The sequence below is a fragment of the Micromonospora sp. NPDC000668 genome, assembly GCF_042897975.1.
Classification (GTDB): domain Bacteria; phylum Actinomycetota; class Actinomycetes; order Mycobacteriales; family Micromonosporaceae; genus Micromonospora.
In genome coordinates this window covers 309187-329442 of the sequence record NZ_JBIAYP010000004.1, presented here as the reverse complement: position 1 = coordinate 329442, position 20256 = coordinate 309187, and the positions used below count along the sequence as shown (strand labels likewise).

Sequence of the window (20256 nt, the reverse complement as noted above, 5' to 3'; positions counted from 1 at the left end):
AGACGACGACGCGCCGGGCCGACCACAAGGTCGACCCGGCGCGAACACCGCTGGATCAGCCGCGGGCGACCTGGTAGAGCCGCTCCGGCGTCACCGCGCCAGCGAGTACCCGGCCGTCGTCGGTGAGCAGCACGCTGAAGAGCTTGCCGCTGAGCAGCCGACCGCTGCCCCAGTCACCGCTGACCGCCGTGAGCCCGCCGAGCAGCTTCGACATGTCCACGTCCGGTGCCCCGGCCGGCTTGTCACCGGCAGGCTTGTCACCGGCCGGCTTGCCGCCGGTCGCTTCGTCGAGGCGGGCGACCAGCACGGTCGTCCAGCCGGCGCCAACGGCCTTGACCTGTGGATCACCGGCCGGCGCGGAGTGGGCGGGTCGGCCCGCGGCCGACGGCTCGGCCGTCTCCTCGGTGACGGTCACCCCGGGCGGCGGGTTGAAGGTGAACTGGTCGGCGTCGGGGCGCTGGTAGTCGACCTGGGTGAAGGCCACCTCGAACGCCGGCTGGTCGCTGCCCTTGGCGAGCACCTCGAAGCGCAGCGGCACGTGCTGCTTGGCGTCGATGGCGATCCGCAGCTGGTGCACCAGCGAGTCCTTGTCGCGCGGCTGGAGCACCAGCTCGTACGCGTCCCGGCCGGCGACGGTGGCCGACCGGCCGACGCTGACCTCGGTGGTCGGGTCGATCGCGCCCAGGGCCAGGTCGGCGGCCTGCTGCGGGGTGGCCGGCAGGCTCGGGTCGGCCTCCGGTGCGGGCTTGCCCGCATCGGCGCCGAGCGTGCGGTGGCTGGCGGTGTTGCTGCGGCTCTGCCACGTCCACACGTCCCGACCGTTGCGGATCACGTCCTGCTCGCCGAGCGTGTCCAGCAGCGCGACCCGCTGCCGCTCCGGCCCGGAGTACCAGACCCGCAGGGTGTGCGTGCCGGTCAGCAGGGTGGTCAGGTCGTTGCCGGGGACCAGCCCGACCAGCGGCGGCAGGCCGAGGTCGGCGCGCTGCACGACGGTGCCGGACAACCCCTCCAGCCGGGAGGTCTGCAGATCGACCAGGAGCTGGGCGGCGGTACGCGGCGGCAGACTCGGCTCGGCCTCGGCGGCGAACGTGCCGATCGCCGCGCCGCCACCGATGACGGCGACGGCGGCGGTCGCCGGGACCAGCCAGCGCAGGACGGGACGACTTCTCAGAACGGACATGGTGGGCACCTCCTGCGACCATCCTGCCCGGTCGCCGCTGTGAACGTGCTGAGGACGCGGATCCGTCTCAATTGACCCGGGTGGCACCCTTGAGTCGTGCGGTTGCTGGTGGTGGAGGACGAGGCCCGGTTGGCGGCTGCCCTACAACGCGGCCTACAGGCGGAGGGGTTCGCGGTGGATGTGGCGGCGACCGGCCCGGCCGGCTTGGACGCCGCCCGACACGGCGGGTACGACGCGATGATCCTCGACGTGATGCTGCCCGGCCTCTCCGGCTACGAGTTGGTCCGGCGGCTGCGCGCCGAGCAGCACTGGCTGCCGGTGCTGATGCTCTCCGCCAAGGACGGCGAGTACGACCAGGCCGACGGCCTGGACTGTGGCGCCGACGACTACCTCACCAAGCCCTTCTCGTACGTCGTGCTGCTGGCTCGCCTGCGGGCGCTGCTGCGCCGGGGCGCGCCGGAACGCCCGGCGGTGCTCGCGGTCGGCGACCTGCGGCTCGACCCGGCCCGGCGGCGGGTCACCCGGGCAGACGCGGAGGTGGCGCTGACCGCGCGGGAGTTCGCGCTGCTGGACTACCTCATGCGCCGGCCCGGTCAGGTCGTCTCCAAGATCGAGCTGCTGGACCACGTCTGGGACGCGAGCCTGGAGACCGCACCGAACGCGGTCGAGGTGTACGTCGGATACCTGCGTCGCAAGCTCGGCCGGGACCGGCTGGAGACCGTCCGGGGCGCCGGCTACCGGTTGGCGACGTGAGCACCGACGTGCCGGCCGACTTGACCGCCGGTGTGTCGCCCACTCCCGCGAACACCCCGCCGCCCGCCGCCGGCCCGACGACTTCCGCCGGCCCCCCGACGCCCGCGGGCCCCCCGACCGCCGCGGGCCCGACGACTGCCGGCAGGCCTTGGCGCGGCCGGCTGCCGGTGCTCGGGCTGCGGGCCCGGCTCATGGCGATCGGGGCGTTCGGCCTCACCGTCGGGCTGGCCCTCGGCGGGGTGGTGCTGCTCGGGGCGCTCGGCTTCGTGCTCCAGCGCACCGTGGACACCGAGGCGTTCCGGACCGCCGACGCGGTCGCCCTGCTCGCCGCCGAGGACGCGTTGCCCGATCCACTGCCGGTGGCCGGCGGGCAGGTATGCGTCCAGGTGGTCGACGCGCAGGGGCGAGTCCGGGCCGCCTCGATCGACGCCGACCGGCTGGTACCGATGGTCCGCCCCGAGCGGTTGGAGCGCGACCGCCGGCAGCGGCTGGAGGTGTCGGCGGAGCGGGTCGGCCTCGCCGGCCCGGTCCGGGTGGTCACCGTTCCCGCCGGGACCGCAGACGACCCGCTGACCGTGCTGGTCGCCCGTTCGATGGCCGACGTGCGGCACAGCATGCACGTGGTCCGCACCATCCTGCTGGTGGCGTTCCCGCTGCTGGTGGCCGTGCTCGCCGGGGTGGCCTGGCGGGTGGTGGGGGCGACCCTGCGGCCGGTGGAGGCGTTGCGCCAGGGTGCCGAGGAGATCACCGGGCGGGCCGGGACCGGCCGACTGCCGGTGCCCGCCTCGGCGGACGAGATCCACCGGTTGGCGGTCACCCTCAACGGGATGCTGGACCGGTTGGAGTCCGCCCGGATTCGGCAGCGGGCGTTCGTCTCCGATGCGGCGCACGAGCTGCGCAGCCCACTGACCAACATCCGGACCGAGCTGGAGGTGGCTCAGCGCCTCGCCGGTCAGACGGACTGGACGGCGGTGACCGCCAACCTGCTCGCCGACACCGACCGGCTGAGCCGGCTGGTCGACGACCTGCTGCTGCTGGCTCGCCTGGACGAGACACCACCGGTCCGGGGGACCGGGCCGGTGGAGCTGGGAGCCCTGCTGAGCGAGGTCGCCGCCCGGTATCCGTCGCCGCCGGTGCGGGTGGTGCCGCCACCCGGCCCGCTGTGGACCGCCGGGAACGCCGACGAGCTGCGCCGGGTGCTGGCCAACCTGGTCGACAACGCGGTCCGGCACGCGCAGGGCAGCGTCCTGCTCGCGGCCGAGGCGACGTCGGTGCAACACCGGGAGGCGGCGTACCACCTGGTGACGGTGACTGACGACGGCCCGGGGATTCCGGTGGCCGATCGGGGTCGGGTCTTCGGCCGGTTCACCCGGCTGGACGACGGGCGGGCGCGTGACGACGGCGGGGCCGGCCTGGGCCTGGCCATCGTGGGGGAGCTGGTCCGCCGGGCCGGTGGCAGCATCACGCTGACGGACGCCGACAACCAGCGCGGGCTACGGGTCTGCCTGCTGCTGCCGGCGTTGCCAACCGAGCCGACCGCCGACACCCCGTGACGAGCCGCCACCACGCTCCGGCTCACCATGTTCAGCGGCGGCGGGTACAGACCTCGTCGGCGCTGGCGATGGTGTCGGTGGACCAGACGACGGCCACCGTGAAGCAGTAGTCGTTGGTGCGGCTCAGCGCGTAGACCACGAAGCTGGTGGCGCCGGCGGGCAGCGTGGCGAACGGGCTCTTGCCCTGACCGGCCCGACCGCCGGAAACGACCACCGGCCCCTCGCCGCCGGCCGGGTAGGTCCAGGACAGGGCGATGTTGTCCCGGTTGTCGCGTAGGGCCACCGTGCCCGGTGGGGTGCCGGGTGCGGCTACGGGCGGCGCCGCGCTGGTGGTGGCCGGTGTGGCGCTGGCCGGTGCGCCCGTACCGGTCGGGCCGGCGCTGGGGGAGCCGGTGTCCGGCGTTGGCACCTGGTCGTCCCGCTCGCCGACCCGGGCCACCCCGGCGATTACCGCCGCGGCGCCCAGCAGGACCACGACCACGCCGCCCACCAGCACCGGCACCAACCGGTTGCGCTGCGGCGGCGGTGCCCGGTGTACGGGCACCGGCAGCAATCGGGACGGCGTGTACGGCTCGACCGGCCTGTACGACTGCGACGGCGTGTACGGCTCGGCCGATGTGTACGGCTCGGCCGATGTGTACGGCTCGGCCGATGTGTACGGCTCGGCCGGCGGACCCGGCTCGGACGGCGCGCCGGGTCGGTGCAGCCGGTACACCCCCGACGCCTCTTCCTCGCCGCCAGCGAGGCCGACTACCGACGGGGGCACCGGCGGGTCGGTGGGGTGGGGCGTGGACTCGTTGGTCGGACCGGGTGGCCACCATGAGCCCGCCGGCCCACCGGGTTCGTCGGCCGGCACACGGGGATTCGGCACGGCCCCGCCGCCCGCGACGGCCCCGCCGCCGGCCGCCGCAGCACCGCCACCGGCCACGGCTCCGCCACCGGCCGCCGCGCCGCCGCCAAGGGCGCCGCCTCCGGCCGTGGTCCCACCGCCGGTAACGGCAGCGTCGGTGGACGCCGGGCCGGAGTGGTGCGGCGAGGGCTCCGGCGGGTGGTAGCCGGACCCGACCCGCCCGTCGCTGTGCGGCGGGGTGCGGGCGGCCGGCACCGCCGGGGTGTCCGGGGCGGTGGGCGGGTCGTCGGCGCACACGTGGTCGGGGTTGGCCGCCGCGCGGGCCAGTGCCGCCACCTGCAAGGCCAGCGGGTCGTTGGCGGCCAGGTGCTGCCGGCACAGCTCACGGGCCAGCGCCAGATTGTCGTGTGCCTCGGCGAACTGCCCACAGTCTCGCTGCATCGCGCCGAGCCGGGCCAGCATCTTGATGCCGCTGGGATGGCCGTCGCCGTACACCTCGCGGTGCAGCTCCCAGGCGTCCTGGAGCCGGTCGCGGGCCACCGTGCACTGGCCGCGGGCGTACTCGACGGTGGCCAGGTCGGCATGGGCGGCGAGCACCCGCAGCGACTCGGGGCCGTCCTGCGCCGTCAGCTCGATGATGACTTCCTGGTAGAGCCGAGCGGCACGGGAGTGGCTGCCGACCCGGTGCAGCACCGCGGCCAGGGTCGCCGCGGCGGCCACCGTGCGGGGGTCGGTGCGGCCGTGCAGCCGGTTGGTGGCCGCGTACGCGAAGGCGGCCCAGCCCCGCGCGGAGTGCGGCTCGCCGAGGGCGACCAGCACGCGTGCCTGGAGGCTGGCCGCCTCGGCCAGATCGGGGCTGGCGTTGGCCGGGCGGGGGTCGGCGTCGGTGAGCGCGTCGGAGAGCAGCCGCTGCGCGCCGGCCAGGTCACCGGCGGACACGAGGTGGTGCGCCTGATCAGTCAGTTCGCCGAAGCCGGAGGACACGCCCCATCGTGCTCATTTGACGACGGTAAGTACAAGTCCCGCGCCGGTGTCGATCGGTCAGGATCCGGTCAGGTGCTCGGCCAGTGTCTCGCTGATCCGGCGTAGCTGGTCGACCTGGGCCGGGCTCAACGCGTCGAACAGATGTCGGCGTACCCCCTCGACGTGGCCGGGTGCGGCGGCGGCGAGGGTGGCGAAACCGGCGTCGGTGAGCAGCGCGACCTGCCCGCGCCGGTCCGTGGGGCACTCCTCGCGGCGCACCCAGCCGGCCGACTCCAGCCGGGCCACGGCGTGCGAGAGGCGGCTGCGCGACGATCCGGTCACCTCGGCCAGATCGCTCATCCGCAGCTGGCGGTCGGGGGCCTCGGAGAGCCGGACCAGGATCTCGTAGTAGGCGTGCGGCATGCCGGCGTCGCGTTGCAGCTCGCGGTCGAGCGTGTCCATCAGCGCCCGGGAGGCGGTGAGGTACGCCCGCCAGGTGCGTTGCTCGTCGGAGTCCAGCCAGCGGGTCATGACCGCCATCATACCCGAGATAGTTGAACGCTCAACTAAACCGCGCTAGCCTGGGGTCATGGGTATCCACCGGCTCAACCACGCGGTCCTCTACGTCAGTGACCTCGCCCGCAGCGTCGCCTTCTACCGCGACGTGCTGGGCTTCCGCCCGGTGGCGATGACTCCGGACGGCTTCCGGGGCGCCACCTTCCTCCAGGCCCCCGACTCGACCAACGACCACGACCTCGGCCTGTTCGAGATCGGCGCCGCCGCCGGACGGTCGACCGCCGGCCGGGCCACCGTCGGGCTGTACCACCTGGCCTGGGAGGTGGACACCCTCGACGAGCTGGCCGCCACCGCCGAGCGGCTCACCGCCGCCGGCGCGCTGGTCGGCACCTCCGACCACGGCACCACCAAGAGCCTCTACGGGCAGGACCCGGACGGCCTGGAGTTCGAGATCGTCTGGCTGGTCCCGGCCGACCGGCTCGACGACGCCGCGCTGGCCGCGCGCAAGCGGATCGGCCGGCTCGACCTGGCCGCCGAGCGGCAGCGCTACGGCGGGCAGACCCGGGGCGGGGTGGGGATCTCCGTCCCGGCCTGACCGGCCATACGGTAGAACGGACCGATGCCGACCAACCGGACCACCGACTTCCTTCGCGAGCTGCTGGTCCGCCAGTTGACGACCTGGCTGCCCGCGGCCCTGCAACGCTCCCGGCGGGCCACCGTCGCCCTGGCGTGGGCGGGCGCCGACGAGGGCGGCGGCGCGGAGGCCGCGCTGCGGGTGATCGCCGGGCACGCCGACCAGGTGCGGGGCCGGCGGGTGACCGTGCTGGTACTGGCCGACGGGGCGGCTGACCTGCCGGCCCGGCTCGGCCCGGTCGAGGCGGAGTTGCCCGCCGAGGTCACCGTCCACCTGCTGCCCGGTGTTCCGGACCGGCTGCCGGTCGCGGTGAAGGCGGCCGGCGCGGCCGGCTCTCCGCTGTTCTCCTTCGTGGACCTGCCCGGCGCCGCGACTCCGGAGCTGCTCACCGCCACAAGCAACGGCCGCGCTGGCGAGGTGCTGCTGCACGCCTGGAGCGGCACCCGCGACGCCCTCATCGCTGCCGGCTTCCCGCTGGTCGCCGAAGTGGTGCCGGTGCTCCCGGACGACGAGGCGGCCGGCGTGATCGCGTTCGGCAGCCGCTCGGACCGGAGCCTGGAGGCGGTCCGCGACGCGCTCTGGGCGATCGGCGCGGATCTTGACGTGCGCTACCGCGACCCGGCCGACCCGGCGGGGGCGCCGGTCGACGTGGCCGGCGATCCCGACCCCGAGGCGCTGGCCCGGGAGCTGCTGGCCGAGCTGCGCCGGGGCGGGTCGCGACCGGTCACCGAACTACGCCGGCACACCCTCACCACCACCGTCTACCGGGCCGCCGACGCCAACCGGGCGCTCACCGCCCTGCTTGAGGCGGGCGACGTGCGCCGCGAACGCGAGGCCGGCCGGCTGGCCGGCGACGAGATCATCACTGTGCGGGGCTGAGCGCGGCGCGCGGACCCAGTCACCCGGCCCACAGACGCCGAGCGGGGTGCCGGTGATTCACCGGCACCCCGCTCGACTCCCGGGATGCTACGACCGGGACTTGTCCTGCTTCCAGGACAGCGGACCCGGCAGGTCGACCCGGTGCGCCTTGGCCTTCGAGTTCCAGGACCAGCGCCCGATCTTGATGCTCCAGGAGGAGAAACCGTTCTCGGTGAAGTTCAGGATGATCGGACCGTACTTCTTGCGCTTGCGAAACATGAGGCCCATCGGAGGACTCCCTTCGTCACCGTTCCCTGCCGTGTCGAGATCGAACTTGCCCGAACCGGCGACTTCTGAAACCCTCTTCGGGTCCGGTCTGGACAGTGGACCGCACGCGCCACAAATCTCTATCCAACAGATAGGTGTTGCCGGGCGGTAAACGCTGGTGGAGGCGGCTCGTAACATAGTCAGGGACATAAATCTCACCTTCTGGAAGACCGTTGACCGGTCGATCCCACCGCCGGCAGCATGGGGTCATGTCGCAGCGGGATGAGCTTCTCCTCACCGCTCGCGTGCACGTCGACCTGGTCCGGCACGCGAGCGCGCTCTGTTGAGCTGACCGGTTCATCCGGCTCGGCTCCAGCACCGCACTCCCACCGCCCGCGCTCAACGCGGAGCAGCGTGCCTTCGCGCCCATCACCTGGGCGTCCTGCGCTCCCATCGTGGACAGATCAGGAGACTCCTCATGTCCCCACCCCGTCGTGCCGTCCTGCGTACCCTCGCCACCGCCGCCGTACTGGCCCTGGTCACCGGCACCGCCGGCTGCGGTGGCGACGCCGAGGCTGGCGCCGGACAGGCCACCGAGCTGCGCTACCAGGGCTCGGTCGGCCAGGTCACCCTCCCCGAACTCGCCGCCGACCTCGGCTACCTCGGCGACGTCCGGCTCAACTGGATCGGCAACGTCACCGGTGGCCCGCAGGACATCCAGGCCACCGCCACCGGGCAGAGCGACTTCGGCGGCGCGTTCAACGGCGCCATCGTCAAGCTCGCCGCCGCCAACGCCCCGATCACCGCTGTGGTCAGCTACTACGGCTCCGACGCCCAGAGCTTCCAGGGCTACTACGTGCTCGACGACAGCCCGATCCGCGGCCCCCGCGACCTGATCGGCAAGAAGGTCGGCATGAACACCCTCGGCGCGCACGCCGAGGCGGTGCTGAAGACCTGGCTCGCGCGCGGCGGGCTCACCCCGGCCGAGATCAAGCAGGTCGAGCTGGTCGCCCTGCCGCCGGTCAACACCGAACAGTCGCTGCGCCAGAAGCAGATCGACGTCGCGGTGCTCGGCGGGGTGATCCGGGACAAGGCGATCGCCAGTGGCGGCATCCGTACCGTCTTCACCGACCACGAACTGCTCGGCGCGTTCAGCGCCGGCACCTACGTGTTCCGTGACGACTTCATCAAGCGCAACCCGGACACCGTCAAGGCGTTCGTCACCGGGGTCGGCAAGGCCATCGAGTGGGCCCGCACCCAGCCGCGGGAGACCGTGGTCGCCCGGATGCGGGACATCATCGCCAAGCGTGGCCGCAACGAGGACCCGTCGCTGGTCGCGTACTGGAAGAGCAGCGGCGTCGCTGGTCGCGGCGGGGTGATCGGCGAGCAGGAGTTCGGCACCTGGATCGACTGGCTCGCCGCCGAGGGCGAGCTCAAGGGCGACCGGCCGAAGCCCGCCGACATCTACACCAACCGGTTCAACCCCTTCGTGGACGGGGGCGGCGCGTGAGCACCGACAAGATTCTCCTCGACCAGGTGAGCAAGACCTTCCCGGTCCGCGCCACCCGGCGTGGCGCCGCCGGCGCGGTCACCGCGCTGGACCGGGTGACCCTCGGGGTACGCCCCGGCGAGTTCCTGGTCGTCGTCGGCCCCAGCGGCTGCGGCAAGTCCACCCTGCTCGACCTGCTCGGCGGGCTCACCGCGCCGACCGGCGGGCAGGTGCTGGTCGACGGCCGCCCGGTCACCGGCCCCGGCCTGGACCGGGGCATCGTCTTCCAGCAGTACGCGCTGCTGCCCTGGCGCACCGCCGCCGGCAACGTCGCGTTCGGGCTGGAGGCCAAGGGGGTGCCCCGGGCCGAACGCGCCGACCTGATCGACCACCACCTGGACCTGGTGGGCCTGCGCGGCTTCGCGGACCGCTACCCGCACGAGCTGTCCGGCGGAATGAAGCAGCGCGTCGCCATCGCCCGCAGCCTCGCCTACGACCCGGACGTGCTGCTGATGGACGAGCCGTTCGCCGCGCTGGACGCGCAGACCCGCGACTCGTTGCAGGACGAACTGGTGCGGATCTGGGCCCGCACCGGCAAGACCATCGTGTTCATCACCCACGGCATCGACGAGGCCGTGCACCTCGGCCAGCGGGTGGCGGTGCTGACCTCCCGGCCCGGGCGGGTCAAGGAGGTCATCGACATCGACCTCGGCGACCGGGACGCCGTCGAGGACGTCCGCTCCACCGACGCGTTCCGCCACCACCGGCACCAGATCTGGACGCTGCTACGCGACGAGGTGCGCGCCGCCCAGGCCGCCGAAGGCGCCGCCGCCAGCCGCACCGCCCACACCGGAGCAGCCGGTGGTCGTACCCCTGCCGTGGCCGGAGCCGACACGCAGCGTGCGGCGACGGCGGCGACCCGTACCGAGGAGGCCCGCGTTGGTTGACATCGCCGAACGTCCAACCCGGCTGGAGGCGCCACCCGCCGTGCCCGGCGCGGCGGCCGATCCCGCCCCGCCCGGCCTGGCCGGTCGGCTGCTCGGCGCGGGCGGGAGGGTGCTGCACCGCACCGTCGCGATTGCCGCGCTGGCCGCGATCTGGGAGGGCGCACCCCGGCTCGGGCTGGTGGACCGGGTCTTCCTGCCCCCGCTGTCCGAGGTGCTGGTGGCCTGGTGGGAGCTGCTGCGCAGCGGGCAGCTCGCCGAGCACGTCGGGGCGAGCCTGACCCGGTCGCTGGCCGGGCTCGGCCTGGCCGTGCTCACCGCCATCCCGCTCGGGCTGCTGATCGGCTGGTACCGGCCGCTCGCCGAGCTGCTCAGCCCGCTGCTGGAGGTGTTCCGCAACACCGCCGCGCTGGCGCTGCTACCGGTCTTCGTGCTCATCCTCGGCCTGGGGGAGACCTCCAAGATCGCGTTGGTGCTGTACGCCTGCTCCTGGCCGATCCTGCTGAACACCATCGCCGGGGTGAAGGGCGTCGACCCGCTGCTGATCCGGTCGGCCCGCTCGATGGGGCTCAACCACCTGCGGCTGTTCCAGAAGGTGATCCTGCCGGCTGCGGTGCCGACCATCTTCACCGGCATCCGGCTGGCCGGGGCGTACTCGATCCTGGTGCTGGTCGCGGCCGAGATGGTCGGCGCGAAGGCCGGCCTTGGCTACCTCATCAACTACGCGCAGTACAACTTCGCGATCCCCGACATGTACTCCGGGATCATCACGATCTCCGCCATCGGTCTGGTCGTCAACCAGCTCCTCGTCGCCCTGGAACGCCGCTTCTCCACCTGGCGCGTCGACGTCTCCGCCGGATAGGACAGATACCAATGACTCGTACCCTGCACCTCAACGCGTTCCTGATGGGCGTCGGCCACCACGAGGCCGCCTGGCGGCACCCCCGCACCGACCCGCGCCGGGTGACCGACGTGCGGCATTTCCAGGAACTGGCCCGCATCGCCGAGCGCGGCACCCTCGACTCGCTCTTCCTCGCCGACGGGCTCTCGGTCGGGCCGAACCCCCGGCACAACATCCAGCGTCTTCGAACCGCTGACCCTGCTCGCCTCGCTGGCCGCGGTGACCGAACACATCGGTCTCATCGCACGTCTCCACCACCTACAACGAGCCGTTCCACATCGCCCGCAAGTTCGCCTCATTGGACCACCTCAGCAGCGGTCGAGCCGGCTGGAACATCGTCACCTCCGCCCAGGAGCGCGAGGCGGTCAACTTCAACCGGGACAGCCACCCCGCACACGCCGACCGGTACCGGCGGGCCGCCGAGTTCGTCGACGTGGCGATCAAGCTCTGGGACAGCTGGGAGGACGACGCGCTGGTCTTCGACACCGCGGCCGGGGTGATCGCCGACACCGACCGGGTGCACGAGGTGGCCCATCGCGGACCGGAGTTCCAGGTCCGTGGTCCGCTGAACATCCCCCGTGGGCCGCAGGGACGGCCGCTGCTGGTGCAGGCCGGCTCGTCACCGGACGGGATCGGATTCGCCGCCCGGTACGCCGAAGCGGTCTTCACCGCCCAGCAGACCCTCGCCGACGGCCAGAGCTTCTACGCCGAGCTGCGGCGGCAGGTCACCGCCGCCGGCCGGGACCCCGACCTCGTGAAGGTCCTGCCCGGCATCGCGCCGGTGATCGGCGGCACCGAGGCCGAGGCGCGGGCGCTCGCCGCCGAACTGGAGGAGCTGATCGTCCCCGACTACGCCCTCGCCCAGCTCTCCGGCATGCTCGGCATCGACCTGACCGGCCTGCCGCTGGACGGGCCGCTGCCGGAGCTGCCGGACGCCGACACCGTGCAGGCCCACCAGAGCCGCTACCAGCTCGTCACCGAGCTGGCCCGCCGCGAACAGCTCACCATCCGGCAGCTGATCGGCCGGCTCGGTGCCGGCCGGGGCCACCGGGTGGTCGCCGGCACCCCGGAGCAGATCGCCGACCAGATCGAGCTGTGGTTCAGTCGGGGCGCCGCGGACGGCTTCAACATCATGCCGCCGCACCTGCCCGGCGGGCTGGCCGACTTCGTCGACCACGTGGTGCCGGTGCTGCGCGCCCGTCGCCTGTTCCGCAGCGAGTACACCGGCCGAACCCTGCGCGAGCACTACGGCCTGCCCCGACCGGCCAGCTCGTACGCCACGCCGGCGCTGGTGCCGGCGTGACCACCGTGGAACGTCCGCAGACGGACGCCGCCGAGTTGCGGCCGGTGGACCGGGACCTGTTCCGGGCGTTGCTGCGTCGGCAGGCCACCAGCGTCACCGTGGTCACCGCGGTGGCGCGGGCCACCGACCCGGCCTGCCTGGGCGGGATCGGCGCGCCGATCCGTGCCGGGTTCACCGCCACCTCGTTCACCTCGGTGTCGCTGGACCCGCCGCTGGTCTCGTTCTGCCTCGGGGTCGACTCGTCGAGCTGGCCGGTGCTGGCCCGGGCCGAGCACGTCGCGGTACACCTGCTGGCCGCCGGGCAGCGGGAGGCCGCTCGGGTCTTCGCCACCAGCGGCATCGACCGGTTCGCCGCGTACCCGGACTGGACCGCCGGGCCGTTCGGGGTGCCGCTGCTGACCGGAGTGCTGGCCCGGCTGCTCTGCCGGGTGGTGCACCGGGTGCCGGCCGGTGACCACACGCTCGTGATCGCCGAACCGCTGGCGCTGGGCGACGGCGGCGACGGCCCGCCACTGGTGCACCACCAGGGCGGCTACACCACGGCCGTTCCGCCGGTGCCGGCGTGAGCGAGCGCAGCGAGCGAACCATTGGGCACAGCAGCGCGTCGCGTCGCGCCGGCACGCAGCGAAGCGGAGTGCCGGCGTGAGCGCACCGGCCCAGACCGACCTGCTCGCGCTGGACCGGGCCGCCCAGGACCTGCTGTTCCGGGCGGCCCGCACGGCCAACACGTTCACCGACGAGCCGGTCACCGACGCCCAGGTCACGGCGATCCACGACCTGATCCGGTACGGGCCGACCGCGTTCAACGGCCAGCCGCTGCGGGTGCTGCTGCTCCGCTCGGCGGCGGCCCGGGCCCGGCTGCTGCCGTACCTCTCGTCGGGCAACCGGGCGAAGACGGCCGCCGCCCCGCTGGTGGCCGTGCTCGCCGCCGACGTGGACTTCCACGATCGGCTGCCCGAGCTGTTCCCGCACCGCCCGCAGGCCCGGGACTGGTTGACCGACCGGGCGGCGCGGGCCGAGCAGGCACGGCTCAACGCGACCCTCCAGATCGGCTACCTGCTGGTGGGCGTACGCGCGGCCGGGCTCGCCGCCGGCCCGATGGCCGGGTTCGACGCGGCTGGCGTGACCCGGGAGTTCTTCCCGGACGGCCGGCACGAGACGCTGCTGCTGATGAACGTGGGCCGCCCCGGCCCCGACGCCTGGCACGACCGCCTGCCCCGGCTGGACGCGACGGAGGTGATCAGCATTCGGTGACCCGACTCGGGCTCAGGCCGGTACGGTCTCCCGGTCCAGGGCGAGGACCCGGGTGACGCTGCCATCTTCCTCGGCCATGTCGCGCTCGTGGACGAAGCCAAGTTTGGCCAGCAGCCCGAGCGAGGCGTGGTTGGCGTCGGAGACCGTCGCGTACACCCGGGTCAGGTCGAGGCGTTCGAAGCCGTACCGGATCACGGCCCTGGCCAGCTCGGTGCCCAGCCCGCCGCCCCATGCCGACGTCGCCAGGGCGTAGACGATCTCGTGGCCGTCGACGTCGTCGGTCCGCTTGATCTCGGCGTGCCCGACGTAGCGGCCGTCCCGGCGGACCGCCCACACGTCGAAGAGGTCGTCGGCGTAGACCCGGCTGAACACCCGTCCGAACAGGTCGGCGGCGTCCGTCACGGTCATCGGCCCGTCGCCCATGAACCGGCCCACCTCGGGGTCGGCGAGCAACGTGACGAAACCCTCGGCGTCGGCCGGCCGGTAGGGCTCCAGCAGCAGGCGCTCGGTGTGCAGGGTCGGAGTGGACATCAGCGTGGCTCCCAGGCGTCGGGCAGGGCGGTGAGCTTGCGGACGTGGGCTGGCAGCCGGCCACTGACGATCTCGGCGAGGCTCACCTCGTCGACCACCCGCCGCACGGCGGCGCGCACCGCCACCCACAGGCCGGGCAGGTTCTCCGCCGAGCCCTCGTACCGGGTCTCCTCCGGGCGCAGGCCGCGTACCCCGGCCAGCGGGCCCTCCACGGCGCGCAGCACCGCGCCGACGGTCACCTCCCGCGGCGGGCGGGCGAGCGTGTAGCCACCCTCGGCGCCGCGCTGGGCGCGGACGACGCCGGCCCGGCGCAGATCGGCCAGGACCGCCTCCAGGAACTTGCGGGGCATGTCCTGCTCTGCGGCGATGGCCTGGGTGGACAGCAGCGAGGGGTACGCGGTGGCGAGGCTGAGCGCCGCCCGTACCGCGTAGTCACCGCGCGCGGAGATCTGCACCCTGCCATCATGCCCGGCCGCCGCCGCTGTCTGGTCTGGCGGGCTACCAGGGTCGGATGGCGTGACCGCCGTTGGCCGGTTCGCCGGGGTTGCCGGGTCGGAACCGCCCGCCGTTGGCGCTCGCCGCCTCGACGGGCGGGCGGGGCCGGACCACCCGGACGGCCGGTTGCTCCCGGGCGGCCCGGAACGCGCCGGGGCTGACCCCGACCTCCCGGGTGAAGAAGCGGCCGAAGTTGGTGGGCTCGGAGAAACCGAGATCCCGGCCGATCCGGGCGATCGGCTCATCGGTGGCGGCGAGCAGCCGCCCGGCCTGCAACGCGACCCGCTCGTCGATGACCTGTTTGGCGCTGCGCCCGGTGACGGCCAGGCAGGCACGGGTCAGGGTCCGCACCGAGCAGCCGAGGCTGGCGGCATAGTCCTCCACCCGCCGGGTGTGCTGGTAGTCGTCCTCCACCGCCCGGCAGAACCGCTGGAACGTCTCCGCCTCGGGTCGGGGCGGAGACCGGTCCGCACCGGGCAGGGTCAGGCGCAGCAGCAGTACGGCGAGTTGGTGGCGGAGCAGGGCGCGGGCGGCGGAGCTGTCGCCATGCCGCTGGCAGTCCACCGCGAGCTGACTCACCTCGCTGATGACGGCGTCCTCGTCCTCACCGGCCAACTGCCGCCAGGTCGGCGCGTCCGGGTCGACGTCGAAGCCGCTGAGCGCCTGGGCGTCCCAGCCGACCACGGTGGCGTCGAACTGCGGACCGGCGCAGCGCAGCACCTGGCCGGCATGGACCCGCAGCAGCGTGCCCGGTCGGCACGGCAGCAGGTGGAAATCCAGCTCGGCGTCCCCATGCCCACGGGTGGTGAGGATCAACAGCTCCCGCTCGACGAGCACCGGCCGACGCCAGCCACGGTCACCGGCCAGGTCGGCCAGCGCGAACGTGGCCATCTCGTCGGGTACGGGTCGAGCCGTTCCGATCGGTGGCGCGGTGAAGGGACCGGTGGAGAGCATCGCCTGCGACGGTAGCCCGAACCGCAGGTCACCGCATCCCCGACCGATGATGCCCGCCGCACCGGACCCGGCGCGCCGCCACGGGGTTGTCGCGGTCCCGACAGCCGGGCTACGTTACCCGGCGGTAGCGCCGTCCGGTTTCGGCCCGCCCGGCGCCCCGCCGGCCGTACGCCGAGCCGGCGGACCTCGCCGACTCGCGATGGGATGGGCATGACGCAGCTGTTCTCGGTCGAAGGCAAGACAGTCCTGGTCACCGGCGGGTCGCGGGGGATCGGTCTGATGATCGCCCAGGGCTTCGTCCGGGCCGGCGCGCAGGTGATCATCTCGTCCCGCAAGGCGGACGTCTGCGAGGCGGTCGCCAAGGAGCTCTCCGCCGAGGGTCGCTGCGAGGCCATCCCGGCCGACCTCAGCGACGACGCCGGCGCCGAGGGGCTGGCCGCCGCCGTGCGGGAGCGCTTCCCTCGCCTCGACGTGCTGGTCAACAACGCCGGTGCGACCTGGGGTGCGCCGCTGGAGAACTACCCGGAGGCCGCGTTCGACAAGCTCTGGGCGGTCAACGTCAAGGCCGTCTTCCGGCTGACCACCGCGCTGCTGCCGGCGCTGCGCGCCGCCGCCAGCGCCGACGACCCAGCTCGCGTGATCAACATCGGGTCGATCGACGGCGTCCGGGTGCCGTGGCTGGAGGTGTACGCGTACTCGGCCACCAAGGCGGCCGTGCACATGCTCACCCGCAGCCTGGCCCACCAACTGGCCGGCGAGCAGATCACCGTCAACGCGATCGCGCCCGGCCCGTTCGAGAGCAAGATGATGGCGTTCGCGCTGAACGACCCGACGAGCCGGGCCACCATCGAGCAGCAGGTGCCGCTGGGTCGCATCGGCCGCCCCGAGGACATGGCCGGCACGGCCATCTATCTGTCCTCGCGGGCTGGCGCGTACCTCACCGGTGCGGTCATCCCGGTCGACGGCGGCATCACCACGCACGGTTGAGGCGCCGGCCGACCCGGGGCGGGCGGGCCCGCGTACCCCCGGGTGTGCCGGAGCCGCGCGGTCGGCAGATCCGCGCGGCCCCGTGATGGCCGGTGTTGCCCGTTCGGGCGGTGGTCAGCGACCGGCGAGCAGCCGGTTCACCGCCGTGTCGACGTCCAGGTGCTCGGCCTCCCGGCCGCGCGGGACGACGACGTAGGTCCGTCGAAGGAAACGCACCAGGACGCTGCGCGGCACCTCGAAGAGGGCGTTGCCGTCCGGTGACGAGAGGGCCAGCGCGACGAAGTCGCCGCGCGGGGTGGCCCAGGGCCAGACCCGCACATCCCCGATTCCGGCTGGCTCGTCCAGGCCGGTGACCAGCAGTTCGCGAGCAAAGGACCAGCTCACTGCCTCGCCACCAGCCGATTCGGCATGGAACAGGACATGGACCGCATACGGGTCAGCAGGGTCGTAACGCAGACTGGCACGCACCGGCAATGCGGTGGCGTCAGGCGCGACGAGCCTTAGCGACGTCTCGACCTCTACGGTCGTCGGTCGAATGACACTCATGGACGTTCTCCCCCCGGCACCGCTGCGGAACGCGCGTGTCCCGCTTTTCCCATACTCAGGTGCTACTCCTGGCTACGCTCCGCCATACGCTGACTTCACCCAGTGGTGGGAAGGGGGACGGAAACGCCTCGTGAATGCGAGGATTCATGTAGGATTTCCGGTTCTGCCCAGTGCGTGATCCCGCCCGGCATCGGGTGGTTCAGTCGTCGACTTACTCCGGTAACGTCCAGTCGACCGTTGCAGTGACGGGCCCGAGCGACACTGGGGGGTGAAATGGTTACGAACCGATCCTCAGTGGATCCGGCTGCGGCGTCCGGCCCACCGAACGTCGCGGTCCGAGCAGCCGAAAAGCGGGGGTACGGAGTGCCGAGGAAGCAGCCCGAGTGGTCCGGTCGGCCGGGGTCCGACGCGGGACGGACCGGCGGTGGCGCGCGCGCCGGTGATGGCGGTGCTGACCAGTCCGGCGATGGCGCGGATCGTGCCGGCGGCGGTGGTGGGGGTCGTGGTGATGCGGGTCGTGGTGCCGGTGGCGTCATCGTCGTGGCGGACCCGCCGCGGCACCCGCGCTGGCGGGGGCGAATCTCGACCACCCTCGACCTGATCCGGGCCAACCCCACCGGCCGGATCGCCCTCAAGGTCTTCATCGCGATCGCCGGTGCGCTGGTGGTGACCATCGGCATCGCCCTCATTCCGCTTCCCGGGCCGGGCTGGCTGCTGGTTATCGCCGGGCTGGGCATCTGGGCCGTCGAGTACCACTGGGCCCGCCGGCTGCTCGGCTTCACCCGCCGACACGTGCATGGCTGGACGCAGTGGGTGAAGCGGCAGTCACTGCTTGTGCGGATCGTGCTCGGCTCGGTCGGCCTGGTCTTCGTGGGCGTGGTGGTCTGGCTGTCGCTCAAGTACAGCCTCGGCATCGACGTGGTGGCGAAGGCGATGCACTACGTCGCGACGCACTGACCCCGGATTTCCGGTCTGGTTCCACGATCGGGTAGAGTCATCGGCGCTGAGGGCGATTAGCTCAGTGGGAGAGCGCTTCGTTCACACCGAAGAGGTCGCTGGTTCGATACCAGCATCGCCCACTCTCAGTTCCGCAGGTCAGAGGCCGCTTCCCGGGTTCGGGAGGTGGCCCTTCTGTTGTCGTACAGCAGCCCGGCTATTGCGTTAGCGATTCGCCGAGGCGCTTGAGTGCGTCGCTGGTCGCTCTCGATGAGACCTGGGTGTATATCTCCATCGTCACCGAGAAGCGGGCGTGCCGGAGGATCTGCATGGCAAGTCGCGGGTGGACGTCGAGGTCGGCCAGGAGCGTGGCGCAGGTCCGCCTCGCGTCGTGGACGGTGATCAGCTTGACTCCTGCCTTGTCGCATCGGGTCTGCCAGGATCGCTGGAAGTTGCGGGGCTCGATGGGTGTGCCATAGCGGGTGGTGAACACGAGGTCGTTCTCGTGCCACGCCCTGCCGGCGGTTGCTCGGGCTTCGTCACGTTGCTCGCGTCGCAGCTTCAACGCGGTCAGGCAGATGTCGGGCAGGGGCAGGGTGGCGTCGGACGCCTGGGTCTTGGTGTCGCGGTGCAGGAGTTGCCCGCGCACGCGTTGCAGTTGGCGGCCGATCGTCAGCTCTCCGGCGTCGAGGTCGACGTCCTCCCCGGTGAGTCCCAACGCCTCGCCTTTCGCAGACCGACGACGAGGACCAGGGCGTAGGCGGCGTAGAGCGGGTCCTCGTCGTGGCGGGCGGACTCCAGGAACGTGCGGGTCTCGTGGCAGCTCGACTGTCCGAATGCCTGTCGTATGGGGTTCTCCGCGGCTTCGGACACAAGTTGAACCTCGGGCCTGGCACTGCAGATCGTCGTCGGATTCGTGTCGGCGAGTTACGAACCACGGCGCTGTGAGGTCCCAGAAGTGCTCCGCTCGCTGTCGGATGGCAAGCTCGTGACCCATGATCGATGATTTCGCGAAGGACTGCCTGCATGGCCGGCTCAAGGGGATCCGGGAGGCACTGGTGTGGAAGCTCGACGGCCTGTCCGAGTACGACATCCGGCGTCCCCTGACAGCGACGGGGACCAACCTCCTCGGCCTGGTGAAGCACATGGCGACGTTGGAGGCCTGGTATTTCGGTGAGGTCTTCGGCCGCCCGTCCCCGGATGCGCTGGGGCGATGGCAGGACGCGGACGGCAGCGACCTGTGGGTGACCCCGGACGAGACCCGCGAACAGATCATCGACTTCTATCAGCGTGCCTGGGGGCATGCGGACGCGACGATTCAAGCGCTTCCCCTCGACGCGCCCGGCCACGTGCCGTGGTGGTCGCGGTCGGACGTCAAGCTGTTCGCCATCATGATCCACGTCCTTCAGGAGACCACCCGGCATGCCGGACACGCCGACATCCTGCGTGAGCAACTCGATGGCCGCACCGGGATGAGGCCTGAGTACGAGGAGCAGATCGACACGGCGGCCCGCGAGGCGTACCGGGCGAAGATCGAGCGGGCCGCGCAGGAAGGGGCGGGCGGCTCGCGTCATGCCGGCCTGTCCGACACGCATGGTGCATAGTGCCGCACCGTAGAGCTGCTGCGCCACGATGGTCGTCGGGAGAGATCTGGGAGACGAGCTTGCTAGCGAGACCCGTCCGTACCCAAGCATGCCGACGACTGCCCCCACTCGAAGCAGCGCAAATAGTTGTCGATGCATGTCGGGGCCCCGACCTGACCTTGTTCACACCGAAGGGGTCACTGGTTCAAACCAAGCAGGGCCCACCAGCTCCGAGGGGGCTGGACGAGACGGCCTGCTCGATGATCGCCAGAGCAGCACCGGATGCCGATACGTCAACCGGCCGTGATTCCGTGATACGGGGTCATGGCCGTCACCGTGGTGGCCGTGGCTGCCGCCGTCGCCTGGCGCGCGGTCCGGCCGTGATCGGCGACGAGTACGGCTGAGGGGCCTCGGTGACCCAGCTGTTGTGGTCGTGCACGCCCCACTGCCACAGCGCCGCCAGTACGGGCCGCAGTGATTGCCCACGCTCAGTGAGCTGGTATTGCACCCGGCCGTCAGTGAACCGCCGCTCGACGATGTCGTAGTCCTCGAGCAACCGAAGCCGCTCGGTCAACACCTTGGCGCTGATCGGACTCACGCTGCGGCGCAGGGCGAGGAAATGTCGGGCACCGCTCAGCAGTTCCCGAATGATAAGTGCGTTCCACTTTCCACCCACGATCTCCAGCGTGCGGGACACGGGACAATCGTTGGCTGCGAGATCGTGGGACCGCCACTCATGCGCATCGATCATCTGTGCAG

Annotated in this window: 23 protein-coding genes, 1 tRNA gene and 1 pseudogene; 15 read left to right on the top strand and 10 right to left on the bottom strand. The window is 72.3% G+C overall.

From position 1 onward, the window contains the following. Positions 1-55 precede the first annotated feature (55 nt). Entirely contained in the window at positions 56-1180 is a 1125-nt protein-coding gene (locus tag ACFY29_RS22330) for an outer membrane lipoprotein carrier protein LolA (protein WP_386989149.1), read from the bottom strand. A gap of 96 nt (positions 1181-1276) precedes the next feature. Between ACFY29_RS22330 and ACFY29_RS22325 the strand changes: the two genes are divergently transcribed. Further along, entirely contained in the window at positions 1277-1933 is a 657-nt protein-coding gene (locus tag ACFY29_RS22325; protein WP_328425171.1) for a response regulator transcription factor, read from the top strand. A gap of 191 nt (positions 1934-2124) precedes the next feature. Beyond that, positions 2125-3486, top strand: coding sequence for an ATP-binding protein (locus tag ACFY29_RS22320; RefSeq protein WP_386989907.1), 1362 nt, complete (start codon positions 2125-2127; stop codon positions 3484-3486). 31 nt (positions 3487-3517) lie between these two features. Here the strand turns inward: ACFY29_RS22320 and ACFY29_RS22315 are convergent, their stop codons facing one another. Both ACFY29_RS22315 and ACFY29_RS22310 read right to left on the bottom strand, forming a co-directional pair. Continuing rightward, positions 3518-5320, bottom strand: a complete 1803-nt coding sequence (locus tag ACFY29_RS22315) for a tetratricopeptide repeat protein (protein ID WP_386989146.1) — start codon at positions 5318-5320, stop codon at positions 3518-3520. Positions 5321-5377: 57 nt separating this feature from the next. Next, on the bottom strand, positions 5378-5839 hold the full coding sequence (locus tag ACFY29_RS22310; RefSeq protein WP_355603708.1) for a MarR family transcriptional regulator: 462 nt from the start codon (positions 5837-5839) through the stop codon (positions 5378-5380). A gap of 49 nt (positions 5840-5888) precedes the next feature. On the opposite strand from ACFY29_RS22310, the gene ACFY29_RS22305 reads away from it, so the two are divergent. Continuing rightward, complete coding sequence (locus tag ACFY29_RS22305) at positions 5889-6410, top strand: VOC family protein (RefSeq protein WP_386989142.1); 522 nt, start codon at positions 5889-5891, stop codon at positions 6408-6410. A gap of 24 nt (positions 6411-6434) precedes the next feature. After that, positions 6435-7328 carry a hypothetical protein gene (locus tag ACFY29_RS22300; RefSeq protein ID WP_386989139.1) on the top strand — a complete coding sequence of 298 codons (894 nt, stop codon included), beginning with the start codon at positions 6435-6437 and terminating at the stop codon, positions 7326-7328. Positions 7329-7415: 87 nt separating this feature from the next. Here ACFY29_RS22300 and ACFY29_RS22295 read toward each other — a convergent pair whose 3' ends face one another. Continuing rightward, positions 7416-7595, bottom strand: a complete 180-nt coding sequence (locus tag ACFY29_RS22295) for a DUF4236 domain-containing protein (RefSeq protein WP_053653605.1) — start codon at positions 7593-7595, stop codon at positions 7416-7418. A gap of 248 nt (positions 7596-7843) precedes the next feature. Here ACFY29_RS22295 and ACFY29_RS22290 point away from each other — a divergent pair, with 248 nt between their 5' ends. From ACFY29_RS22290 to ACFY29_RS22260, 7 genes are all read left to right on the top strand, one after another. Further along, a complete protein-coding gene (locus ACFY29_RS22290; RefSeq protein ID WP_349881247.1) occupies positions 7844-7921 on the top strand; it encodes a putative leader peptide in 78 nt (25 codons plus the stop codon). 131 nt (positions 7922-8052) lie between these two features. Beyond that, positions 8053-9084 carry an ABC transporter substrate-binding protein gene (locus tag ACFY29_RS22285; protein ID WP_386989136.1) on the top strand — a complete coding sequence of 344 codons (1032 nt, stop codon included), beginning with the start codon at positions 8053-8055 and terminating at the stop codon, positions 9082-9084. Then, complete coding sequence (locus ACFY29_RS22280) at positions 9081-10010, top strand: ABC transporter ATP-binding protein (protein WP_386989133.1); 930 nt, start codon at positions 9081-9083, stop codon at positions 10008-10010. The genes ACFY29_RS22285 and ACFY29_RS22280 overlap by 4 nt, the downstream gene beginning before the upstream one ends. Then, on the top strand, positions 10003-10869 hold the full coding sequence (locus tag ACFY29_RS22275; RefSeq protein WP_355603246.1) for an ABC transporter permease: 867 nt from the start codon (positions 10003-10005) through the stop codon (positions 10867-10869). Before ACFY29_RS22280 ends, ACFY29_RS22275 begins: the two co-directional genes overlap by 8 nt. A gap of 337 nt (positions 10870-11206) precedes the next feature. After that, positions 11207-12211, top strand: a complete 1005-nt coding sequence (locus ACFY29_RS22270; RefSeq protein WP_386989130.1) for an NtaA/DmoA family FMN-dependent monooxygenase — start codon at positions 11207-11209, stop codon at positions 12209-12211. Then, positions 12208-12777, top strand: a complete 570-nt coding sequence (locus tag ACFY29_RS22265) for a flavin reductase family protein (RefSeq protein ID WP_386989128.1) — start codon at positions 12208-12210, stop codon at positions 12775-12777. Before ACFY29_RS22270 ends, ACFY29_RS22265 begins: the two co-directional genes overlap by 4 nt. 76 nt (positions 12778-12853) lie before the next feature. After that, positions 12854-13465, top strand: coding sequence for a malonic semialdehyde reductase (locus tag ACFY29_RS22260; RefSeq protein ID WP_386989125.1), 612 nt, complete (start codon positions 12854-12856; stop codon positions 13463-13465). 12 nt (positions 13466-13477) lie between these two features. Here the strand turns inward: ACFY29_RS22260 and ACFY29_RS22255 are convergent, their stop codons facing one another. From ACFY29_RS22255 to ACFY29_RS22245, 3 genes are read right to left on the bottom strand one after another with little or no spacing between them, the layout of a single operon-like run. Then, the gene (locus tag ACFY29_RS22255; RefSeq protein ID WP_386989123.1) at positions 13478-13996 is read right to left on the bottom strand and encodes a GNAT family N-acetyltransferase; all 519 of its coding nucleotides are present in this window, start codon (positions 13994-13996) and stop codon (positions 13478-13480) included. Beyond that, on the bottom strand, positions 13996-14451 hold the full coding sequence (locus tag ACFY29_RS22250) for an Rrf2 family transcriptional regulator (RefSeq protein WP_210785538.1): 456 nt from the start codon (positions 14449-14451) through the stop codon (positions 13996-13998). Before ACFY29_RS22250 ends, ACFY29_RS22255 begins: the two co-directional genes overlap by 1 nt. 43 nt (positions 14452-14494) lie before the next feature. Beyond that, positions 14495-15445 carry a helix-turn-helix transcriptional regulator gene (locus ACFY29_RS22245; RefSeq protein ID WP_386989119.1) on the bottom strand — a complete coding sequence of 317 codons (951 nt, stop codon included), beginning with the start codon at positions 15443-15445 and terminating at the stop codon, positions 14495-14497. Positions 15446-15655: 210 nt separating this feature from the next. Here ACFY29_RS22245 and ACFY29_RS22240 point away from each other — a divergent pair, with 210 nt between their 5' ends. After that, positions 15656-16432, top strand: a complete 777-nt coding sequence (locus tag ACFY29_RS22240) for a glucose 1-dehydrogenase (protein WP_386989116.1) — start codon at positions 15656-15658, stop codon at positions 16430-16432. A 114-nt stretch (positions 16433-16546) separates the two neighbouring features. Here ACFY29_RS22240 and ACFY29_RS22235 read toward each other — a convergent pair whose 3' ends face one another. Further along, positions 16547-16978 carry an SsgA family sporulation/cell division regulator gene (locus tag ACFY29_RS22235; RefSeq protein WP_007457244.1) on the bottom strand — a complete coding sequence of 144 codons (432 nt, stop codon included), beginning with the start codon at positions 16976-16978 and terminating at the stop codon, positions 16547-16549. 273 nt (positions 16979-17251) lie between these two features. On the opposite strand from ACFY29_RS22235, the gene ACFY29_RS22230 reads away from it, so the two are divergent. Beyond that, positions 17252-17935 carry a TIGR02611 family protein gene (locus tag ACFY29_RS22230; protein WP_386989113.1) on the top strand — a complete coding sequence of 228 codons (684 nt, stop codon included), beginning with the start codon at positions 17252-17254 and terminating at the stop codon, positions 17933-17935. A gap of 50 nt (positions 17936-17985) precedes the next feature. Beyond that, positions 17986-18057 (top strand) — tRNA-Val (locus tag ACFY29_RS22225). Between the two features lie 74 nt (positions 18058-18131). Here ACFY29_RS22225 and ACFY29_RS22220 read toward each other — a convergent pair. Then, positions 18132-18748: pseudogene (locus tag ACFY29_RS22220) on the bottom strand (site-specific integrase); the annotation flags it as partial. Positions 18749-18909: 161 nt separating this feature from the next. Here ACFY29_RS22220 and ACFY29_RS22215 point away from each other — a divergent pair. Next, positions 18910-19518, top strand: coding sequence for a DinB family protein (locus ACFY29_RS22215; protein WP_386989110.1), 609 nt, complete (start codon positions 18910-18912; stop codon positions 19516-19518). A gap of 310 nt (positions 19519-19828) precedes the next feature. Here the strand turns inward: ACFY29_RS22215 and ACFY29_RS22210 are convergent, their stop codons facing one another. Next, on the bottom strand, positions 19829-20248 hold the full coding sequence (locus ACFY29_RS22210) for a winged helix-turn-helix transcriptional regulator (protein ID WP_386989108.1): 420 nt from the start codon (positions 20246-20248) through the stop codon (positions 19829-19831). Positions 20249-20256 lie beyond the last annotated feature (8 nt).